We start from the raw sequence: 560 nt of genomic DNA, 5'->3' as shown, positions 1-560 counted from the left end.
GACAACCAGGAGGTTGGCTTAGAAGCAGCCATCCTTGAAAGAGTGCGTAATAGCTCACTGGTCAAGTGATTCCGCGCCGATAATGTAGCGGGGCTCAAGTACACCGCCGAAGTCGTGGCATTGACGCTTAGGCGTTGATGGGTAGGGGAGCGTCGTGTCGCCGGTGAAGCGGCGGAGTGATCCAGTTGTGGAGGCGGCACGAGTGAGAATGCAGGCATGAGTAGCGATTCAGAAGTGGGAAACTTCTGCGCCGGATGACCAAGGGTTCCTGGGCTAGGCTAATCCGCCCAGGGTAAGTCGGGACCTAAGGCGAGGCCGACAGGCGTAGTCGATGGACAACGGGTTGATATTCCCGTACCCGCTGCATTGCGCCCATATCGAGGCCAGTGATACTAAGAGTCCTAGCGATGTTGGTGCCTTCGGGTGCCGGCGGAGTGAACGCTCGGCCTGATCTGGTAGTAGGTAAGCGATGGGGTGACGCAGGAAGGTAGCCCATCCCGGGCGGTGGTTGTCCCGGGGTAAGCATGTAGGACGGGGCGTAGGCAAATCCGCGCTCTATG

1 rRNA gene is annotated in these 560 nt (G+C 58.9%); it reads left to right on the top strand.

The window, feature by feature from the left end:
• Positions 1–560: ribosomal RNA gene (locus KIP79_RS46245) — 23S ribosomal RNA — on the top strand; the annotation flags it as partial.

The sequence above is a fragment of the Acrocarpospora catenulata genome, from assembly GCF_018476525.1.
In the GTDB taxonomy this organism is placed as follows: Bacteria; Actinomycetota; Actinomycetes; order Streptosporangiales; family Streptosporangiaceae; genus Acrocarpospora; species Acrocarpospora catenulata.
This window is presented reverse-complemented; position numbering and strand designations above follow the sequence as displayed.